Origin of the sequence: Sphingomonas sp. (assembly GCF_050725575.1) — a bacterium.
In the GTDB taxonomy this organism is placed as follows: Bacteria; Pseudomonadota; Alphaproteobacteria; order Sphingomonadales; family Sphingomonadaceae; genus Sphingomonas.
Genome location: NZ_JBOHHW010000003.1, coordinates 17,071 through 35,489, shown reverse-complemented (window position 1 = coordinate 35,489; position 18,419 = coordinate 17,071). Strand labels below are relative to the sequence as shown.

The window sequence follows — 18,419 nt, the reverse complement described above, 5'->3', positions numbered from 1 at the left end:
GCGGTGCCTTCCAACGCACCGATCCAGCCGCCCCGGATATGGACGCATAGCTCAGTTGGTAGAGCAGCTGACTCTTAATCAGCGGGTCCTTGGTTCGAGCCCAAGTGCGTCCACCATCCCCTTTCGACAGTGTCTTCCTCGGCAAGTCATCGGCTTGAGCCGAAGGCCGCCCGCCGCCCCATCTCCGCGCCAAAGCAAAACTTCTGCGCCGTGAGTTTCTGTGTGTGTTGCATATCCCATTAGATTAATGGAGATTGAAAAGACTGCATCCAGGGAAGCCACCCGCTTCCTAGCAGGAAGCCGCGCACAGGAGCACTCATGAACGTCGCCACCCAGATCCGCCCCGTCGCGGCAGCCGATCGCAGCCCGCTCGACTTTCTCTGGTTCATCCCGTCGGGCGGCGACGCCCGCTATCTGGCGTCGCCGACCGGCGAACGCGCACCCACACCCGCTTACCTGCGGGAGATCGCCGTCGCGGCTGACCGGCTTGGCTATTACGGCGTCCTGATGCCGACGGGCGCTGCCTGTGCCGACGCCTGGATCACTGCGGCCTCGATCGCGCCGTTCACCGAGCGATTGAAACTGCTCGTTGCGCTGCGCCCCGGCCTGACCGCACCGGCTGAGGCGGTACGTCAGGCGGCCGCGCTCGACCGGCTGAGCGACGGCCGCGCGCTGCTCAACGTGGTGACCGGTGGCAGCCCGGTGACATTGGCACAGGACGGCATCTTTCTCGGCCATACCGAACGCTATGAGCAGACGGCCGAATTCCTCGACATCTGGCGCAAGCTGGCGCGCGGCGACACTGTCACGCAGGAAGGAAAATACCTCTCGATCAATGGCGGCAAGCTGTTGTTTCCCTTTGTCCACCAACCGCATGCGCCGATCTGGTTCGGCGGCTCCTCCGACATCGCGCGCGAGATCGCTGCCGAGCATGTCGATGTCTATCTCGCCTGGGGCGAACCGCCGCAGCAGCTGAAAGAGGTCATCGACGATGTGCGCGCGCGCGCCGCGAAACGCGGTCGGACGATCCGCTTTGGTCTTCGCATCCATTTCATCGTGCGCGACACCGACGACCAGGCCTGGGCCGCCGCGCACGACCTGATCCAGCATGTCTCCGACGAACAGATCGCCCAGTTCCAGGCGATGCTGACCAAGGGAACGGATTCGGTTGGCCAGAGCCGGATGCAGGCGCTGCACAGGGGCAGCCGCGACAATCTCGAGATCGCCCCCAATCTATGGGCCGGCATTGGCCTGGTCCGAACCGGCGCCGGCACCGCGCTGGTCGGCAGCCCGGACAGCATTGCCGAGCGGCTGCAGGAATATGCCGATATCGGCATCGATACGGTGATCGGCTCAGGTTATCCGCATCTCGAGGAAGCGTACCGTGTTGCCGAACTGCTGTTCCCAAAACTCAACCTGCCGCATCACTGGCGCGAGACATTGCCCCCGGTCCTGCCGTTCCTGCCGCCGATCGCCGGCCAGAAGGCGGCGGGGCGAATGACCTGAGCCACAAGGTTATCGACTGCCCCTACCTCCGTTCGCTCTGAGCTTGTCGAAGAGCCGTTCTTCTTTCTCTGACCTGGATGAGGAAAAGCGGTGCTTCGACAAGCTCAGCACGAACGGCAGATGTGAGTGCGCTCAAACCGACATGTTCAGCGCCCCAGCAGCCGATCCAGAATTACCCCCTCGATCCGCGCCAGTTCAGCGTCGCCATGGCGGCGCGGGCGCGGGATATCGACGCGGATGTCGAGCGCGATCCGTCCCGCCTCCAGCACGATCACCCGGTCGCCCAGCGCCACCGCTTCGGCAACGTCGTGCGTCACCAGCAGTGCCGAGAAGCTTTCCGCCGCCCAGACGCGCTCGAGCAGCCCCTGCATCTCGATCCTGGTGAGCGCGTCGAGCGCGCCGAGCGGTTCGTCCAGCACCAGCAGCCGTGGCCGGCTGATCAGGGCGCGGGCCAGTGCCACGCGCTGGCGTTGCCCACCGGACAGATTGGCCGGCCATTCCCCCGCCTTGTCGGCCAGTCCCACTTCTTCCAGCCGTTCATCGATTAGCCGGTTGCGTGTCGCCCGGTCAGCGATTCCGCGCGCACCGACCGCGACATTGTCACGCACCGTCGCCCAGGGCAGCAGCCGCGGCTCCTGAAAGACCACGCGCGATGCGGCGATATCGGTCTCGACCCGCCCCTCGCTCGGGGTCAACAATCCCAGCACGGCGCGCAGCAAGGTGCTCTTGCCACAGCCTGATCGCCCGACAATCGAGACGAACTCGCCGGCGGCCAGGTCGAGATCGAGCCGGTCAAGCACGCGATTGGCGCCGAACTCGACGGTCAGCCCGCGCACCGCGACGGAGGCTCCCGCGCGCGGCGTATGGCCGGGGTCGATTACCCGCAGATGCGGTGCGCTCATGGTTCAGGCCTTTGCATAAGCGGGGTTCCAGCGCAGCAGGCGCCGTTCGAGCAGGCGCGTCAGGCTGTCGGCAAGCTTGCCAAGTGTGGCGTACACGAAGATCGACAGCACGATGATATCGGTCTGGCTGAACTCGCGCGCCTGCATCGCCATATAGCCGATGCCCGAATTGGCCGCGATCGTCTCCGCGACGATCAGCGTCAGCCACATGATGCCAAGCCCGAAGCGCAGCCCGACCAGGATCGATGGCAGTGCGCCGGGAAAGATCACGCGCCGGAACAGCTCCCACCGCGTCATGCCATAGCTTTTGCCCATTTCGATCAGCTGCGGATCGGTCGAGACGACGCCGTGATAGGTATTGAGGTAGATCGGGAAGAAGATCCCCCACGCCACGAGCAATATCTTGGCCTGCTCGCCAATCCCGAACCACAATATGACCAGCGGCAGCAGCGCGAGGTGCGGGATAGTCCGCACCATCTGCAAGGTCGGGTCAAGCAGCCGGCGGCCGGTCGGCGACACGCCGCACAACAGGCCAAGCAGAAAACTGACCGCCCCGCCCGCGACCAGGCCGGTCAGCGCCCGCGCCGTGCTGACCGCCAGATTGGCGACAAGCTGGCCATTGGCGATCAGTTCGCCGGCCGCCTTCACCACCGCGGTCGGCGCGGGCAGGATATTCGATGGCAGCAGCCCCGCGGTCGACGCCAGTTGCCAGGCAAGCAGCAGTCCGACCGGCACGATCGCCGGGGTGATCGCGCTGTCGCTCAGCCGCCAGCACCGTGCGGCGGTCATTGCGCCGGCGTCCAGCCCCGCCACGCCGCCTTCGCCGCATCGACCTTGACCGGGATCACCTTGGCGTCGAACAGATAGTCCGACACGCGCTGCTGGGTGGCGATATCGGCCGGCGTGACCGGATCGACCGCGAAGAGGAAATCCTTGTAGCGATCGAGCATGCCCTGCAGCACCGCCGGCGGCAATCGCGTCGCCTTGGCGACTTCGTCACGGTAATAGCTGCGGTTGGCATTGCCCCATTCTGCCTCTGTGCGGAGCTCGTCGAGCGTCGCCTTCAGCACATCGGTCCGATCGCGCACGAAGCTCCCCGAGGCGACGTAAAAGGCCACGGTGCGCAGATCGGCCTGCGGCACGGCGATTTCGCGCGCACCACCGCGCAACTGCGCCAGCGTGAAATAGGGGTCCCAGGTCAGCCAGGCATCGATCGAGCCATTGGCGAGCGCGGTCTGCGCATCACCCGGGGTGAGATTGACCGGTTCGATGTCGGACAGTTTGAGGCCGATGCTGCCAAGCGCGGAGGCAATGGTATATTCGGACGATGACCCCTTGGTATAGGCGACCTTCTTTCCCTTGAGGTCGGCAAAGGTACGGATCGCGGACGCCTTGGGCACGACCAGGCCACTGCCGACCAGGCCCGGCAAGCTCTGCGTCGCGACATAATAAAGATCGGTCTTGGAAGCCTGGGCATAGACCACCGGCGTATCGCCAACGAGGCCGATATCGACGGCCCCGGCGCGCAAGGCTTCGATCAATGGCGGTCCGGAGGAGAATTCGACCCATTTGACCGGCCCGAAGCCGCGTGCCTGCAGTCGCTTTTCGAACTCGCCGCGCTGCTGTGCCACGAACGGAGCGCCGTTCTTCTGGGTGGCGAACACGATGCTCTTGTTCGCGGCCGCCTGCTTCGGCGCGCCGCCGCATGCAGCGAGCGACAGCGTAGCGGCAAAGCCGGCAATAGCGGCGAGGATCTGACGGCGGTTCATGCTGCGATCCCCTGAAGAGCGGCTGGTTCGGGCAGGAGCTGACGGCTCGGCTGTCCATCGACGCCGACCGCGACCTGGCCGTTGAGCGTCACGCGGCGCACGACGCGATGCTGGTCGCCATAATCGTCGATCGCGTAATGCTGGGTGGCGCGATTGTCCCAGATCACCACATCCCCCTCGGTCCAGCGCCAGCGCACGGTGTTTTCCAGCCGCGTCACATAGCTTTGCAGGATGTCGTAGATGCGCTGCGACTCCGTCGTCGTCAGGCCGATGATGCGCTTCACGAATGCGCCCAGCAGCAAGGTCCGCTCGCCGCTTTCGGGATGCACGCGCACCACGGGATGCTCGGCCTCGTAGACGGTCGATGCGAAGACATGTCGGTGGATCGCAAGCTCGCGCTCGCTCGCCTCGGGGCGCACCGCGGCATAATCATAGGCATTGGTGTGGATCGCGCGCAGCCGGTCGGCGAGAGCCCGCAGATCCTCCGGCAGGTTCTGATAGGCGGCCGCGGTATTGGCCCAGACAGTATCGCCCCCGGCCGGCGGAATGGTCACCGCACGAAGGATCGAGGCGAAGGGATAGGCCTCAACAAAGGTGACATCGGTGTGCCAGTTATTGGCGCGCCCACCGAGCTGGGAATCGAGCTCGAACAGGAAATCGCCGCCCCGGCTCGGCACCGTGGGGTGCGCGACCGGCGTACCGAAGCGCTTGCCGAATGCTTCATGCCCGGCATCGTCGAGATGCCCCTGCGCGCGGAAGAACAGCACCTTGTGCCGCACCAGCGCGGCGCGAACCGCGGCGAGCGTCGCGTCATCCAGATCGGCGCCAAGCCGTACATCGCGCACTTCGGCGCCGATCCTGCCGCCAACCGCGACGATCTCGATCGGGCTGTCGGGATCGGGAACATTGAGATACGCATTCGCAAGCGACGTCATGATCTTTCTCCTGTGAGAACGAAGCGTGATGGTCCGGCGGGCATCAGAACCGCCCCTTGACGGTGGCGCCGAAGGTGCGCGGGTCGCCGAGTACTTTGATGAAAGGATTGACCGCGGTCGCCTGGCCAACGCCCACCGCGTAGCGTTTGTCGAAGACGTTCCGGCCCCAGAATAGCAGCGAATATTTATCGTCGGCGGTGCGGATGCCGATCCCGGCATTGGTCAGGCCATAGCCGTCCTGCGCGCCATAAGCGGAATAGGGATTGAGCAGGTTGGTCGCGCTGCGATAGGTCTGGTTGACATAGCCGTTGAGGTTGAACCGGTCGCTGACCGGTGCGTCATAGGCGATGCTGGCCTGGCCGCTCCATTTGGCCGACCCGACCACGCGCTTGCCGGACAGATCGAGAGTCCCCGGTCCACCGGGATAGCTGTATTCGACCGGCACCGGCGCATTCTTGTATGACCGGTATGTGGCGTCGTTGTACGATCCACTGACTGATGCGCTGAATCCCGCGCCGATCTTAACCTCGCCTTCGACCTCCACACCGCGCAGCCGCACCCGGGCGGCATTGCCGAGGAAATTGCCCAGTGAGACGCGCGTTGGATCAAGCTGAACCGCCTGATAATCCTTGATATCGTTCCAGTAGAGATTGGCATTGAGCGTCGCGCGCCCGAGCGTCGCCTTCAGCCCGATTTCATAATCGGTCGACTTTTCCGGATCGATGATCACCGGCTTGTCGCCCGACGCACTCAGATTGGCGGCGCCCGATTTCTCGCCATAGCTGACCGAGGCATAGAGCAGCACGTCGTCGCTGATCTTGTAGGACGGGTTGATCAGCCAGGACCAGCTATCGGTGGTGCGCGTGTCCGCTACCGGCGTGAACAGCCCTCCAAACGCGGTGAGGATCGCGGTTCGCGCCCCCGCGAATACTGCCGGGAGTGACGCTCCGCCAAAGGTAATAGCGGTATTCGACGCCTTTTTCGTTTCACGAGTGAAGCGCACACCGCTGGTCACGGAGGCGCGGTCGTTGAGATGTACGGTCGCCTGGCCGAATGCGGCGCCGCTTGTCACCTGGAGCTTGCCGAGCTGATCATATTCGACCCCATCAAGGATCGCGGACGGCAGCGCGCCGGGCAGGAACCATTTTGTCGCATCAGACTGGAAGATCGAGCGGTTGTTACTGATCAGGTCCTCGCGCAAAAAATAACCGCCGACCTGGTAATCGACCGTGCCACCAGTTGGCGATGCAAGCCGCAGCTCTTGCGAATATTGGTCGACATCGACATCGAAGCCGGCACGCAGGATCGAGAAAGGCGACTGGTCACTGTCGTTCTTGGGTCGGAAGCGCAGCTGGCGCCACGCCGTCACCGCCGTCAGCGTATGGCTGCCGAGCTTGATGTTGAGTTCGTTTGAGATGCCGTTGACCCGGCTGTCGATACGCTGCTGGGTGTTCAGGTCGGCATTCTTGCCCACCGTGTAATCCGGCGTGTAGCCAAACAGCGTGCGCATCTTGGTATCCCAGCTTCCGGTACGGACCGCGCCGTTGACGAAGGTCGTCGCGTCGGCAAAGTTGGGATAATAATTGTTGAATTCGCTGGTCTCGTAATGCTCGGCGATCAGCCGACTGGTGACCGGTCCGCTGTCGAACAGCAGCTGCCCGCGCACCGCCCAGCGGTTGATGTCGAGATATTTCTGCCCGTCATATTTGTTGCGCGCCCAGCCGTTCGACTGGTCCTGGTAAAACGTCACGCGGTACGCGAGCGTGTCGCCGATCACTGGCCCCGTCGCGTTGGCGCGGATCTGGTACCGGCCGTAATTCGCGTACCCGGCTTCCAGGTTCAGTTCCGGTGTGAAGCTCGGCCGCTTGGTGGTCACGACCAGCGCGCCGATGGTGGTGTTCTTGCCGAGCAGAGTGCCCTGCGGACCACGCACCAGTTCGATATGGTCGAGATCGATGAAATCGAGCCAGCTGAAGCCGATATGAGTGAAGAACACATTGTCGACGATCAGGCCGACGCCGGATTCCGCGCCGTCATTGTTCGCATTGCCGCCAAGTCCGCGCACATACAGGCCGGATACGCGGGTGTTCTGCTGGACCGCGGAAAAATTGGGCAACTTCGCCGCGAAATCGGCGATGCGATCGATATGCTGTGTCTGCAGCGCCTCGCCCGACACCGCGCTGATCGCGATCGGCACGTCCTGCAACCGCTCATCGCGACGCCGTGCCGTGATCAGAATATCCTCCGATTCCTCGCCGGCGGACGCCGCCTCGGCCCCCTCGTCCGTGGCGACGATACCTGCCGATGCGCGCTGAATCGCCTGAGCCGGCGGCACGTGCGCATATGCCGGCACCGCACCGCAGATCAGCGCCAATCCCCCTACCCCGGAGCGGAGCGAAACCTGTCGTGCCATCATCGTGTTCAGTGTCCCGCCTAATATATCCCACTAAAATGATAGGATATTCAGGCGTAACAATCGTCTGCGCTCTTTAGGGCTTGATACGTTTTCTATTCTTCAAATCATGCCGGCACGGGAAGGACCGACGTACCCTCCCATTCCAGCATCATCCATCTTAGTATTTGATATATGACAATATTCTCACAGGCTCTCGCCGCAGCCATGGTGTGGGAAATGACACAAACCGGTGTCCCATATCTCCCGCGGCCCGACCACCCAGCAGAGTGCCGGTAGCGATTCAACCATCACGCCGGACCGGCTATGTCATCGCTTGCCGACATGTGCGGCAGGCTCTTTCTCAGTGTCGACAACAGCATCGGCGTGGCGCCGGCAGCGCAATGGTCGCGCGCCGGGCCAGAGGGTAACGCGTGCGCCCGATGCTCTAAAAGATCAGCTTGCCGCCGACGATGGCCAGCGTCCCGGCGAGAACCGCGCGCGAGACATGATCCGGAATGCGTGCCGAAACCAGGCTGCCGATAATGATCCCCGGCACGGATCCGATCAGCAGTGACACCAGCAGCCCGAAATCCACCGAGCCCATCGCCCAATGTCCCATGCCTGCGATCAGGGTCAACGGCACGGCATGAGCGATGTCGGACCCGACAAGGCGGTTGGTCGGCAGCTTGGGATACAGGACCAGAAGCGCGGTCATGCCGAGTGCCCCCGCCCCCACCGACGACAATGACACCAGAACGCCAAGCGCGACGCCGAGAATGACAGTCAGGCGCTTCACCTTGTCGTCGGTCATCGCGTCTATCGCGTCGGCATAATAGGCCAGGATCTGACGACGGAACGCCATGGCGATCGCCGTTGCGATCAGCGCGAAGCCAAGCGTGACGGTGATCACATGCTCCGTGCCGTCAAATTTCGTGCCGGCATAAGCCAGTGCCAGAAGCGTTACCAGCGTCGCTGGCACACTGCCCAAGGCCAGCCGCCGCACGACCTTCCAATCCACCGTGCGGTTGAAACCATGGACCGCGGTGCCGACCGTCTTTGTCGCAGATGCATAAAGAAGATCGGTGCCGACCGCCGTGGTCGGGTGGAAGCCGAATGCCAGCACGAGCAGCGGTGTCATCAACGATCCGCCCCCGACACCGGTCAGGCCGACCAGGAGCCCCACCGCGACGCCCGCGAGCGAATATAGGGGATGGATCTCGAACATCTCTTTACCCGCCTGCTGAACGTTGACGGCGGGTCCGGCAGCCGGACCATCCAGGGCGAAAACTACGACGCATCCAACAACGCGTGCGAGGTAGATTTTCTCCTGCCCGCCATCATCAGACTGTCCCGCGCAAAGCGCGACCAAGCGATGGCATGATAGATTTTCTTTGTTTTCCTACTAATTCGATAGGGTATCGGCTGAAGGTAGAAAACGGGGAGTTACCACATGCCGAGAAAATCCGCCTGGCTGTTCGCCACATCACTTGTTTCGCTCCAGGCGAATGCTCAGAATCTTGTGGCCCCCGACACATCGACGGCAGCAAGTATCGCGCCCGGCGATGAGATCGTCGTCACCGGCACGCGCTTTTCGGATCGTACGGTCACCACGTCACCGGTACCGATCGATGTGCTGCGCGGCGATGATCTGCGCGCATCGGGCTATCAGGAAACCACTGAAGTGCTGCGCCAGCTTGCGCCGTCCTTCGCCTTTGCGACGCCGACCACGCCGGACGGCAACACGCATATCCATTCGGCCTCGCTGCGTGGTCTGTCGCCCGATGAGACTCTGGTCCTGGTCAACGGCAAGCGCCTTCACAATGCGGCTTGGGTCAATACCGGCGGCACGATCGGCAAGGGAGCGACGCCGACCGATCTCAACCAAATCCCCGCGGCCGCGATCGGCCGGATCGAAATCCTGCGTGACGGCGCATCGGCGCAATATGGTTCCGACGCGATTGCCGGCGTGATCAACATATTGCTGCGCGAAGACACCAAATTCCACGGCACGGCCAGCGCCGGCACCACTTATGATGGCGGCGGCGATACCTATGAGTTCTCGCTCGGCGGCGGCTTCAAGCTTGGCGATGACGGGTTCATCAACGCAACCGCTTATTATCGCGACCATAAGGGTGCGAACCGGGCGCTGCCCGATACGCGCCAATTCTATTTCGGCATCTCGCCCACCGGTACGCCGCAGCCTTTGTCCGCACGCTATGGCGCCGGCCTCGGGCTCAATCCGCCGGGTGGCGTCGCCGGCACCACGCTCGACCCGCGCGAGGCGACGGTCGACCGCAATGTGTGGCGTTTCGCCGATGAAGGGGACACGAAGGATGCAAGCCTCGTCGTCAATCTGAAGAAGCCGATCGGCGATGCCGAGCTGTACGGCTTTGGCGGCTATCGCGAGAGCAAGGCGCATTCCAACGCTTCGTTCCGCCGCGCCGGCCAGGACGAGAATGTCCGCGCGATCTACCCCAATGGCTTCCTGCCGTTCATCGACACCAAGAGCGTGGATTATTCGGCCGGGCTGGGGCTGCGCGGCGATCTGGCGGGCTGGGGTTGGGACCTGTCCTCGGTCTATGGCGGCAACAGCATCGACTATCGTCCGACCAACACGCTCAATGCGACACTTGGCACGGCAAGCCCGACCCGCTTCTACGCCGGCAAGTTCAGCAACTGGCAGTCGACCACCGACCTCACTCTGTCGCGCGATTTCGATGCCGGCCTGGCGGCGCCGATCGGCTTGGCGGTGGGCGCCGAGCTGCGCTACGATGGCTATAAGATCACGCCGGGCCAGCCGAACAGCTATGCCTTTGGTCCGGCCCGCATCCTGGACGGCCCCAATGCCGGCGCCGTGCCGACGATCGGATCACAGGGCTTTGCCGGTATCCAGCCGGCCGATGCGGTCAAGGCCGATCGCCACGCGATCGGCGCGTTCGCTGAACTCAATGCCGAGCCGGTCAAGGGCTGGCAGGTGAACCTTGCCGGCCGCTATGAGGATTATAGCGATTTCGGCGATACCTGGAACGGCCAGGCATCGACTCGCCTCCAGCTGCCGGCCGGCTTTGCCCTGCGCGGCTCGGTCAGCACCGGCTTCCATGCCCCCTCGCTCGCGCAGCAATATTTCAGTTCGACCAGCAGCCGCACCATCGTCAACAATAGCACCGGCTTTCCCGAATTCGTGCTGGTGCGCACGGCCCCGGTCGGGTCGCCGCTCGCCCGGGCATTGGGCGCGCAGGACCTGAAGCCCGAGAAATCGACCAATTTCGGCGGCGGCCTGACATTTGCCGGCGGCGGGCTCACCGCATCGGTCGATTATTATCAGATCGATATCGACAACCAGATCGCGCTGTCATCCAACTATGTCGATGCCGCAGGGTGCCGTGCCCTGCGCGACTATCTCGCGTCGATCGGCATCCCGGGCGTGACCAGCGTGCGCTATTTCACCAATGCGATCGACACGCGCACCCGGGGTATCGATGCGACGGCCGCCTATACCACCCGGCTTGGCAGCTGGAGCGTGCTGCGGCTGAGTGCTGCGTACAATTACAATCAGGTCCGGCTTCGCCGGGTCGGCAGGACACCCGGCCAGATCACCGCGCTGGGGATCACCACCCCCTTGTTCGACATCAACGAACGCACCCGCATCGAACATGGCCGGCCGCGCGACAAGGTCGCGCTCGGCGCCAACTGGAAGATCGGGCCGATCACCTTCGATGCCCGCACCACGCGCTATGGGCGGGTCGAGCAGGTCGCCTTGACCAACCAGACGCCGGCCAATGTCGCGCTGATCGCACAGGGCTCGACACCCTTCCGGACGCTCCCGACGGAATCGGGCAGCGCCGGCAATGTCGATGTGATCCAGCGGCTCGATCCCAAATGGGTCACCGATTTCAGTTTCACCGGTCAGGTCACGCCCAACATCACCGCCACGGTCGGGGCGAACAATATCTTCAACGTCTATCCGACGAAGAACATCGCATCGACACCGGCCCTGACCGGGGCCGATACGTTCGGGGTTTTCCCGTACAGCGAGTTCTCGCCGTTCGGTTTTAGCGGAGCCTTTTATTATGCGCGTGTGGGATTCAGCTTCTGATGTCTGACCATGCCCCCCTCACCCGCCGCCAATGGCTGCAAGTCGGCGGTGCCGGATTGCTCGCCGCAACCACCAGTTCGGCCTTTGCGGCCGGATCGGGCCGTCCGGCCGGCCCGATCCGGCTCAACCTCAACGAGAATGCATTTGGCCCCTCACCCAGGGTAGGGCAGGCGATCGCCACTCATCTTCGCGGGATCGAACGCTATGTCGAGCAAGGCGAAGTCGATGCGCTGGTAAACCAGATTGCCGCGCTCGAACGGGTTGCCCCTGAGCAGGTCGTGATCGGCGAGGTGCTCGAACCGCTCGGTCTTTTCCTGGCACGCCAGCGCCCGGGCGGCGGCGGCATTGTCTATTCGGCGCCGGGCTATACTGCGCTGGTCGATGCCAGCGCGCCGCTTGGCGGGGTGGCGGTGCCAGTTCCGCTCAATGCGCAGCTCGAGAATGACCTGCCGGCGCTGGCCCGCGCAATCGACGCGCGGACGCTGGCGGTCAATCTGGTCAATCCGCATAACCCGTCGGGCACGGTGAGTGACCAGACTACGCTCGATGCCTTCATCCGCGATGCCGCGCGCCGGACCCTCGTCGTGGTCGACGAGGCCTATCTGGAATATGACAACCTCGCCGACCGCAGCGCGGTGCGGCACCTTCGTGACGGCGCAAATGTCCTGGTCTTCCGCACGCTCGCCAAAGTCTACGGCTTGGCTGGTTTGTCGATCGGCTACGCACTTGCCCCGACGGCGCTGGCCGATGGGCTGCGCAAGGCCGGGATCGGCGCACCGCATTCGCTCAATCGGCTCGCTCTGGTCGCCGCCGCGGCAGCACTGAGCGATCAGGCGCATGTCCGGTCGGTGCGCGAGCGGAGCCTGACCGAGCGGCACCGGCTGACCGCCGCGCTGGACGCGCTTGATCTGCGGCACACCGATAGCCGGGCAAATTTCGTCTTCTTCCAGACCACGGCCGCAGCGGATCTTCGCCGTGCGGCAGTGAAGCGCAACATCCAGATCGCGCGCAGCTTTCCGCCGCTCGACGATTGGATCCGGATCACGGTCGGCCTGCCCGCCGAGACTGATGCCGCCATCCGCCTGTTGCGTGATGTGATTTCATGACTGGGGCCTGACCACTGACGTGGAAACTCGGGGGCCTGTAGCTGAAAGGGAATGACATGACCGATCATGGCGAAACCGCATCGACGATCGCGTTTCCCGATGACCTGAACATCGTGATCGACGGGCTGCAGCGCGCGCGGCAGGACTGGCGTTCGGGCCACGCCCGACATGCCGAGCGTGGGCTGCAGTTTCCTGCCCGTCGGGCGCTGGAGCGAATCCTGCGTGAGTTGGGCTCGGCGCTGTTTCCGTTGCGTCTGGGTCCGCCGGAACTGACCGCCGGCAACGAGAATCGCTGGATCGAGGCGACGCTGGAATCGACACTGTCGCAACTTGCCGCGCAGATCGTCATCGAACTTCGCATCGCTCATCCCGGAATTGGCAGCGTCGAGGAAAGCGCGGAAGCCGATCGCATCATCGGCGCATTCGCGGCGAGCCTGCCCGGCATCCGGCGCCTGCTCGACGACGATGTCGAGGCCGGCTTCGCCAATGACCCGGCGGCGCGCAGTGTCGACGAAGTCCTGTTGTCCTACCCTTCGCTTGCGGCGATCATTCATCACCGGCTGGCGCATCTCCTCCATCGCCTTGGCGCGCCGCTGGTCGCCCGCGTCATTGCCGAGATCGCCCATGCCGAAACCGGAATCGACATCCATCCCGGCGCGCGCATCGGGCGGCGATTTTTCATGGACCACGGCACCGGGATCGTCATCGGCGAGACCGCCACGATCGGCGACCGCGTCCGGCTGTATCAGGGCGTCACGCTGGGCGGCGAACCAGTGGCAGCAGGTGCGGCTCAGATGGGAGGCGAAGGTGCGGCTCGGCGCCATCCCGCGATCGAAGATGACGTCGTGATCTTTGCGGGCGCGGTCCTGCTGGGCCCGTTGACCGTCGGCGCCCGCTCTCACATCGGCGGCAATGTCTGGCTGCGGCGCGATGTCCCATCTGACAGCGTGGTCGAGGCACCCGAGCCACTGATCCGCCCGGCCGGGCGTGGGCGCTAGAACAGATCTGGCCGGTTACATCGGCTCAACAAGATGCTTACGCGACGGGCCGGGGTCAAACGGATCGGCGAAATACTGCGTTTCCCTGGCCACCAGCCCGCCGCGGAATTCCATAATGCTCACCACGAAAGAGGGTGCGCCGTCATAGGTGAGCACGAACTCGCTGACCCACAGATCACCGTCGCCGATAATGCGTCGGACCGTAAAGCGCTTCCTGCTCGGCTGGACGCGCCGGCTTTCCTTGATCTTGTCCCGGCCGCTAATCCTCTCGCCGGACTGCGGGTAGAAGAGCACTGCATCCGCGCGGTAGATATCATGCTCGGCCGGGAAATCATTGGCGTCCGAAGCTTCCCAATGGCGCTCCAGCGCCGCCCGTATGCTTCGGTCGTTCATCTCAATCTCTCGCTTGCGCTCGAACCGGGGGGACGCTGCGCCTCGCGTCCGCCCGATCCTTGGTTCACGCCACCTCTTCGACCTGATCGAGATAGGCGCCATAGCCCTGCGCCACCATGTCGTCGCGGTGCACGAAGCGCAGCGACGCGGAGTTGATGCAGTAGCGCAAGCCGCCGCGATCCTGCGGTCCGTCCGGGAAGACATGGCCGAGATGACTGTCGCCATGCGCCGAGCGGACCTCGGTGCGCACCATGCCGTGTGTGTCGTCGCGCAATTCGCTCACATTCGCCGGTTCGATCGGCTTGGTGAAGCTCGGCCATCCGCAGCCGGATTCATATTTGTCGGACGAGGCGAACAGCGGCTCGCCCGACACGATATCGACATAGATGCCCGGCTCCTTGTTGGCGAGCAGCGGGCCCGTACCCGGCCGCTCGGTCCCGCTCTGCTGCGTGACGCGGTACTGTTCCGGGGTGAGCGCTGCGACGGCTTCGGCGGTCTTGCGATAGTCTGCCATGATGGGTCTCCAATCCCGCCCTAAATGGGAACCGCCCCGCTATTTGTCGAGGAAGCCGGCGATCGCTTCCGCGATCTCGCTCGCATGGGTTTCGAGCGCGAAATGTCCTGTGTCGAGAAACCGGATCTCGGCGTTCGGCAGATCGCGGCGATAGGCCTCAGCGCCGGGCGGCAGGAAGAACGGATCGTTCTTGCCCCAGATTGCCAGCAGCTTTGGCTGATGATCGCGGAAATAGGCCTGGAAAGCGGGATAGAGCGCCACATTGCTGGCATAGTCGAGCATCAGATCGAGCTGCACCTCATCGGCCTCAGGCCGCTCGAGATAATGGAGGTCGAGCGCGATGCCGTCGGGCGACACTGCTGCGACATCCGCCGTGCCGTGCTCATACTGCCAGCGGATCGAGTCCACGGTCAGCATCGCACGCAGCGCCTGGCGATTGGCATCGGTCGGCTCGCGCCAGTAGCGCTCGATCGGGTTCCAGCCTTCGCTGAGCCCCTCCACATAGGCATTGCCGTTCTGTGTGATGATTGCGGTCACCCGCTCCGGATGCGCCATTGCGATGCGCAACCCGGTCGGTGCGCCATAGTCGAAGATATAGATTGCGAAACGGTCGAGCCCGATCACCTCAGTGAAGCGGTCAATCACCCTGGCGAGCTGGTCGAAGCTGTAGGTGAAGGCGGTGCGCGACGGCAGCGCCGAGCGGCCGAAGCCGGGCAAGTCGGGCGCGACAAGGTGAAAGCGATCGGCAAGCAGCGGGATCAGGTCGCGGAACATATGGCCCGAGGTCGGAAAGCCGTGCAGCAGCAACAGCGTCGGCTTTGCCGGATCGCCGGCCTCGCGATAGAATATCTCGAAGCCATCGACATCGGCGGTGCGGTAGGTGGTATTGGTCATGACATGCTTCCTCATTGCCGGAACGGCAGGCGCCGCCGGGTTGGTGGTAATCGGGTCGGTCGAAAGGGTTGGAGGGGCTAGAAGCCCAGGTCGCTGAGCCCCGGATGGTCGTCGGGTCGCCGGCCTGGCGGCCAGTGATAGCAGCGATCGCAGTCGCGGATCGGTGCATCGTTGATGCTGGCGATGCGCAGGCACATCAGCCCCGCTTCATCGAACTCCCAATTCTCATTGCCATAGGATCGGAACCACTGACCGCTGTCGTCGCGCCATTCATAGGCGAAGCGCACCGCGATCCGGTTGTCGCGGAATGCCCATAACTCCTTGATCAGCCGGTATTCGAGCTCCCGCTCCCATTTGCGCGTCAGGAAGGCGACTATCGCGTCGCGGCCCTCGAGAAACTCGGCGCGATTCCGCCACCGGCTGCCCGGCGTATAGGCCAGCGCGACGCGCGCCGGGTCGCGGCTGTTCCAGCCATCCTCGGCGAGCCGGACTTTCTCGGTCGCCGACGCCAGGGTGAACGGTGGCACGGGCGGACGTTGGGGCTCCATCATCGATCTCCTTCAGCGCCGAGTCTGGCGCGCAGCGCGGCATTCTCGCTTTCCAGCTGAGCCAGGCGATCACGTAGCGGCCTGACCGCCTCGGCAACCTCCGGCTCGGTGAAACGCGGCGTGATGTGCTGCGGGCAGTTCCAGTCGAACGCCTCCAGCCGCAGCAACAAGATACGCTCCATCTTCGCCTTATAGTCGGGGATGGTGACCAGTGCGGTCAACGCCGGATCGGCATCGAGCGCGACCGCCTCGATATGCGCATAGATTTTCAGCCGGGCGCGCCGCGTATAGTCCATCAGGATCAGCGCCGCCCGGTCGCTCGCCGCGAGATTGCCGACGCTGATATATTGCCGGTTGCCGCGATAATCGGGAATGGCGAGCGTGCGGTCGTCGACCAGTTTCACAAATCCGCGCGGCCCGCCACGGTGCTGGACATAGGGCCAACCGGTCTCCGACACCGTCGCCATGTAGAAGCTGTCGCGATCGGCAATGAACGCTGCCTCATTCTCGGTGAAGCGATCAAAGGCGCGGTGGCCCTTGAAACCGGTCCACATCTCCTCGACGCCCATCGCCGCCTGCGCGGCACGGACGCTGGGCGTCACGGCAATGTCGAGAAAACCATAGGACATGATCGGTCTCCGGCGTCGAAAAGTGTCAGGCGGCGGCGCGGACCGCCGGGAAGTCGATGTCAGTCGCCGCGACTTCGTTGAGGAAGTTCGTGAAGACATTCTCAGCCACCAGCGCGACGATCTCAATGATCTGGGCATCACCAAAGCCGGCCAGGCGCACCGCGGCGAGGTCAGCGTCGCTCACATGGCCGCGCTCCCGCGCCACAGTGGCGGCGAAGCGCACCGCCGCGTCGGCGTGCGGATCGGACGAGCCACCACGACGGTTGAGCGCAATCTCCTCCGGGCCAATCTTGGCCAGGTTGAGCGCGAGATAGGAGTGTGCCGAGAGACAATAGTCGCAGCCATTGACCTCGGCGACCGCCAGCGCGATCCGCTCGCGTGTCTTTACGTCGAGCACTTTCTTGAGCGGCTCCGACAGGCCCGTGTAGCTCGCCAATGCTGCCGGGCTGATGGCGAGCAGTCGGAACAGATTCGGCACGACGCCAAGCTGGCGGTGGACCGCGTCGAGCGTCGCGCGGGACGCTTCGGGTGCTGCATCGCGGGTCGGAATAGCGATACGGGACATTGATCACCTCCTGTGACGCGCGAGCCGATCCGACCCGCAAGCCGTTAAATGGCTCTTTTAACTTCACCGTATAATCCGATAAGACTGGAACTCACCTTACCGAAAAATGGAAAGATCGATGGATCGTTTCGAAGCCATGTCGATGCTGTTGACCGTCATCGAACAGGGCAGCCTGTCCGCCGCCGGACGCGCGCTGTGCGTTCCCGTGCCGACGCTGAGCCGCAAGATCTCCGACCTGGAGGCGCTGCTCGGCACCCGGCTGCTGATCCGCACCACCCGCAAGCTGACCCTGACCGATGCCGGCATCGCCTATGTCGCGGCGGCGCGGCGCATCCTGGAACAGGTCGAGGATGCGGAGCGCGAGGCGGCGGGCGAGTTCGTCACGCCGAAAGGCGAACTGGTGCTGACTGCGCCGGTGCTGTTCGGCCGCCTGCATGTCCTGCCCGTGGTGATCGATTTCCTGGCACTGTTCCCGGAGATTAACATCCGCCTCTTCCTGTCGGACCGGAACGTCCATCTGATCGACGATCATGTCGACATGGCGGTGCGCATCGGCAGGCTGCCGGACAGCACCATGATCGCAACGCGGGTCGGGTCGATGCGCACCGTGATCTGCGCCAGCCCCGCCTTGCTGGCCGGGCACGGCGTGCCGCAAGTGCCGGAGGATCTCGCTCGCCTGCCCTGTATCACGCTCGCCATCCCGCTGCCGTCGCCGGGCTGGCATCTCCGGTCGACGGGATCAGACATAGCGGGCGAAATCCCGATCGTGCCGCGGCTCACAGTCTCCACAGCCGAGGCGGCGGTGGATGCGGCGGTTCGTCAGGTCGGGGTCGCGCGCCTGCTGCACTATCAGGTGGCACAGGCAGTCGAGGCCGGCACGCTGGAGATCATCCTCGAAGCGTTCGAACCCGAGCCAGCGCCGATCAATCTGATCCACGCAGCACGTGGCCAGATGCCGCTCAAGATGCGCCGCTTCCTCGACTTCGCGGCACCACGCCTGCGGCAAACACTCGGAAGCGGAACTTAGACCCGCCGACATTCGGCGAGTGTCGCTGTCGGAACACGAGTCGCATTCAACATTGGACCCAGTTTTTCCGCTGTTATTCGGGGAATAAAAAAACCACCCCTGTTAAGTTGGATTCAAAATGCGGATTCATCGCTTATTTTCA

18 protein-coding genes and 1 tRNA gene are annotated in these 18,419 nt (G+C 63.8%); 7 read left to right on the top strand and 12 right to left on the bottom strand.

Going from position 1 to position 18,419, the window contains the following annotated elements:
* Window positions 1-40 precede the first annotated feature (40 nt).
* Together ACRECS_RS02850 and ssuD are read left to right on the top strand one after the other, a co-directional pair.
* A tRNA-Lys gene (locus tag ACRECS_RS02850) sits at window positions 41-116 on the top strand.
* Between the two features lie 202 nt (window positions 117-318).
* Window positions 319-1,506, top strand: a complete 1,188-nt coding sequence (gene ssuD / locus ACRECS_RS02845) for an FMNH2-dependent alkanesulfonate monooxygenase (RefSeq protein WP_431581445.1) — start codon at window positions 319-321, stop codon at window positions 1,504-1,506.
* A 146-nt stretch (window positions 1,507-1,652) separates the two neighbouring features.
* Here ssuD and ACRECS_RS02840 read toward each other — a convergent pair whose 3' ends face one another.
* The 6 genes from ACRECS_RS02840 to ACRECS_RS02815 form a co-directional block, all read right to left on the bottom strand.
* Window positions 1,653-2,408, bottom strand: a complete 756-nt coding sequence (locus ACRECS_RS02840) for an ABC transporter ATP-binding protein (RefSeq protein ID WP_431581444.1) — start codon at window positions 2,406-2,408, stop codon at window positions 1,653-1,655.
* A 3-nt stretch (window positions 2,409-2,411) separates the two neighbouring features.
* Complete coding sequence (locus tag ACRECS_RS02835) at window positions 2,412-3,221, bottom strand: ABC transporter permease subunit (RefSeq protein WP_431581443.1); 810 nt, start codon at window positions 3,219-3,221, stop codon at window positions 2,412-2,414.
* A complete protein-coding gene (locus tag ACRECS_RS02830) occupies window positions 3,194-4,177 on the bottom strand; it encodes an aliphatic sulfonate ABC transporter substrate-binding protein (RefSeq protein WP_431581442.1) in 984 nt (327 codons plus the stop codon). The genes ACRECS_RS02835 and ACRECS_RS02830 overlap by 28 nt, the downstream gene beginning before the upstream one ends.
* Window positions 4,174-5,112 carry a TauD/TfdA dioxygenase family protein gene (locus ACRECS_RS02825; protein ID WP_431581441.1) on the bottom strand — a complete coding sequence of 313 codons (939 nt, stop codon included), beginning with the start codon at window positions 5,110-5,112 and terminating at the stop codon, window positions 4,174-4,176. Before ACRECS_RS02825 ends, ACRECS_RS02830 begins: the two co-directional genes overlap by 4 nt.
* A gap of 43 nt (window positions 5,113-5,155) precedes the next feature.
* Window positions 5,156-7,525 (bottom strand): TonB-dependent receptor, encoded by a 2,370-nt coding sequence (locus tag ACRECS_RS02820; RefSeq protein ID WP_431581440.1) that lies wholly within the window; start codon window positions 7,523-7,525, stop codon window positions 5,156-5,158.
* 427 nt (window positions 7,526-7,952) lie between these two features.
* Window positions 7,953-8,732, bottom strand: a complete 780-nt coding sequence (locus ACRECS_RS02815; protein ID WP_431581439.1) for a sulfite exporter TauE/SafE family protein — start codon at window positions 8,730-8,732, stop codon at window positions 7,953-7,955.
* Between ACRECS_RS02815 and ACRECS_RS02810 the strand changes: the two genes are divergently transcribed.
* From ACRECS_RS02810 to epsC, 4 genes are all read left to right on the top strand, one after another.
* Window positions 8,718-8,888 (top strand): hypothetical protein, encoded by a 171-nt coding sequence (locus ACRECS_RS02810; protein ID WP_431581438.1) that lies wholly within the window; start codon window positions 8,718-8,720, stop codon window positions 8,886-8,888. The genes ACRECS_RS02815 and ACRECS_RS02810 overlap by 15 nt on opposite strands.
* Before the next feature lie 69 nt (window positions 8,889-8,957).
* Window positions 8,958-11,603, top strand: coding sequence for a TonB-dependent receptor plug domain-containing protein (locus tag ACRECS_RS02805; protein WP_431581437.1), 2,646 nt, complete (start codon window positions 8,958-8,960; stop codon window positions 11,601-11,603).
* Window positions 11,603-12,709 (top strand): pyridoxal phosphate-dependent aminotransferase, encoded by a 1,107-nt coding sequence (locus ACRECS_RS02800; RefSeq protein ID WP_431581436.1) that lies wholly within the window; start codon window positions 11,603-11,605, stop codon window positions 12,707-12,709. The genes ACRECS_RS02805 and ACRECS_RS02800 overlap by 1 nt, the downstream gene beginning before the upstream one ends.
* A 56-nt stretch (window positions 12,710-12,765) precedes the next feature.
* A complete protein-coding gene (gene epsC / locus ACRECS_RS02795) occupies window positions 12,766-13,707 on the top strand; it encodes a serine O-acetyltransferase EpsC (protein ID WP_431581435.1) in 942 nt (313 codons plus the stop codon).
* A 15-nt stretch (window positions 13,708-13,722) separates the two neighbouring features.
* Here the strand turns inward: epsC and ACRECS_RS02790 are convergent, their stop codons facing one another.
* The 6 genes from ACRECS_RS02790 to ACRECS_RS02765 form a co-directional block, all read right to left on the bottom strand.
* Complete coding sequence (locus tag ACRECS_RS02790; RefSeq protein ID WP_431581434.1) at window positions 13,723-14,100, bottom strand: nuclear transport factor 2 family protein; 378 nt, start codon at window positions 14,098-14,100, stop codon at window positions 13,723-13,725.
* A 64-nt stretch (window positions 14,101-14,164) separates the two neighbouring features.
* Entirely contained in the window at window positions 14,165-14,614 is a 450-nt protein-coding gene (msrB, locus tag ACRECS_RS02785; RefSeq protein WP_431581433.1) for a peptide-methionine (R)-S-oxide reductase MsrB, read from the bottom strand.
* Window positions 14,615-14,653: 39 nt separating this feature from the next.
* On the bottom strand, window positions 14,654-15,508 hold the full coding sequence (locus ACRECS_RS02780) for an alpha/beta fold hydrolase (protein WP_431581432.1): 855 nt from the start codon (window positions 15,506-15,508) through the stop codon (window positions 14,654-14,656).
* Window positions 15,509-15,585: 77 nt separating this feature from the next.
* Window positions 15,586-16,056 (bottom strand): DUF1348 family protein, encoded by a 471-nt coding sequence (locus ACRECS_RS02775; RefSeq protein ID WP_431581431.1) that lies wholly within the window; start codon window positions 16,054-16,056, stop codon window positions 15,586-15,588.
* The gene (locus ACRECS_RS02770) at window positions 16,056-16,685 is read right to left on the bottom strand and encodes a pyridoxamine 5'-phosphate oxidase family protein (protein WP_431581430.1); all 630 of its coding nucleotides are present in this window, start codon (window positions 16,683-16,685) and stop codon (window positions 16,056-16,058) included. The genes ACRECS_RS02775 and ACRECS_RS02770 overlap by 1 nt, the downstream gene beginning before the upstream one ends.
* 25 nt (window positions 16,686-16,710) lie before the next feature.
* Window positions 16,711-17,250, bottom strand: a complete 540-nt coding sequence (locus ACRECS_RS02765) for a carboxymuconolactone decarboxylase family protein (RefSeq protein WP_431581429.1) — start codon at window positions 17,248-17,250, stop codon at window positions 16,711-16,713.
* A gap of 118 nt (window positions 17,251-17,368) precedes the next feature.
* Between ACRECS_RS02765 and ACRECS_RS02760 the strand changes: the two genes are divergently transcribed.
* A complete protein-coding gene (locus tag ACRECS_RS02760) occupies window positions 17,369-18,277 on the top strand; it encodes a LysR family transcriptional regulator (protein ID WP_431581428.1) in 909 nt (302 codons plus the stop codon).
* Window positions 18,278-18,419 lie beyond the last annotated feature (142 nt).

Excerpts from the sequence above, each read along its gene's own strand:
- ssuD (WP_431581445.1), top strand. The coding sequence starts at position 319 with ATGAACGTCGCCACCCAGATCCGCCCCGTCGCGGCAGCCGATCGCAGC.
- ACRECS_RS02840 (WP_431581444.1), bottom strand. The coding sequence starts at position 2,408 with ATGAGCGCACCGCATCTGCGGGTAATCGACCCCGGCCATACGCCGCGC.
- ACRECS_RS02830 (WP_431581442.1), bottom strand. The coding sequence starts at position 4,177 with ATGAACCGCCGTCAGATCCTCGCCGCTATTGCCGGCTTTGCCGCTACG.
- ACRECS_RS02825 (WP_431581441.1), bottom strand. The coding sequence starts at position 5,112 with ATGACGTCGCTTGCGAATGCGTATCTCAATGTTCCCGATCCCGACAGC.
- ACRECS_RS02820 (WP_431581440.1), bottom strand. The coding sequence starts at position 7,525 with ATGGCACGACAGGTTTCGCTCCGCTCCGGGGTAGGGGGATTGGCGCTG.
- ACRECS_RS02810 (WP_431581438.1), top strand. The coding sequence starts at position 8,718 with ATGGATCTCGAACATCTCTTTACCCGCCTGCTGAACGTTGACGGCGGG.
- ACRECS_RS02815 (WP_431581439.1), bottom strand. The coding sequence starts at position 8,732 with ATGTTCGAGATCCATCCCCTATATTCGCTCGCGGGCGTCGCGGTGGGG.
- ACRECS_RS02805 (WP_431581437.1), top strand. The coding sequence starts at position 8,958 with ATGCCGAGAAAATCCGCCTGGCTGTTCGCCACATCACTTGTTTCGCTC.
- ACRECS_RS02800 (WP_431581436.1), top strand. The coding sequence starts at position 11,603 with ATGTCTGACCATGCCCCCCTCACCCGCCGCCAATGGCTGCAAGTCGGC.
- epsC (WP_431581435.1), top strand. The coding sequence starts at position 12,766 with ATGACCGATCATGGCGAAACCGCATCGACGATCGCGTTTCCCGATGAC.
- ACRECS_RS02790 (WP_431581434.1), bottom strand. The coding sequence starts at position 14,100 with ATGAACGACCGAAGCATACGGGCGGCGCTGGAGCGCCATTGGGAAGCT.
- msrB (WP_431581433.1), bottom strand. The coding sequence starts at position 14,614 with ATGGCAGACTATCGCAAGACCGCCGAAGCCGTCGCAGCGCTCACCCCG.
- ACRECS_RS02780 (WP_431581432.1), bottom strand. The coding sequence starts at position 15,508 with ATGACCAATACCACCTACCGCACCGCCGATGTCGATGGCTTCGAGATA.
- ACRECS_RS02775 (WP_431581431.1), bottom strand. The coding sequence starts at position 16,056 with ATGGAGCCCCAACGTCCGCCCGTGCCACCGTTCACCCTGGCGTCGGCG.
- ACRECS_RS02770 (WP_431581430.1), bottom strand. The coding sequence starts at position 16,685 with ATGTCCTATGGTTTTCTCGACATTGCCGTGACGCCCAGCGTCCGTGCC.
- ACRECS_RS02765 (WP_431581429.1), bottom strand. The coding sequence starts at position 17,250 with ATGTCCCGTATCGCTATTCCGACCCGCGATGCAGCACCCGAAGCGTCC.
- ACRECS_RS02760 (WP_431581428.1), top strand. The coding sequence starts at position 17,369 with ATGGATCGTTTCGAAGCCATGTCGATGCTGTTGACCGTCATCGAACAG.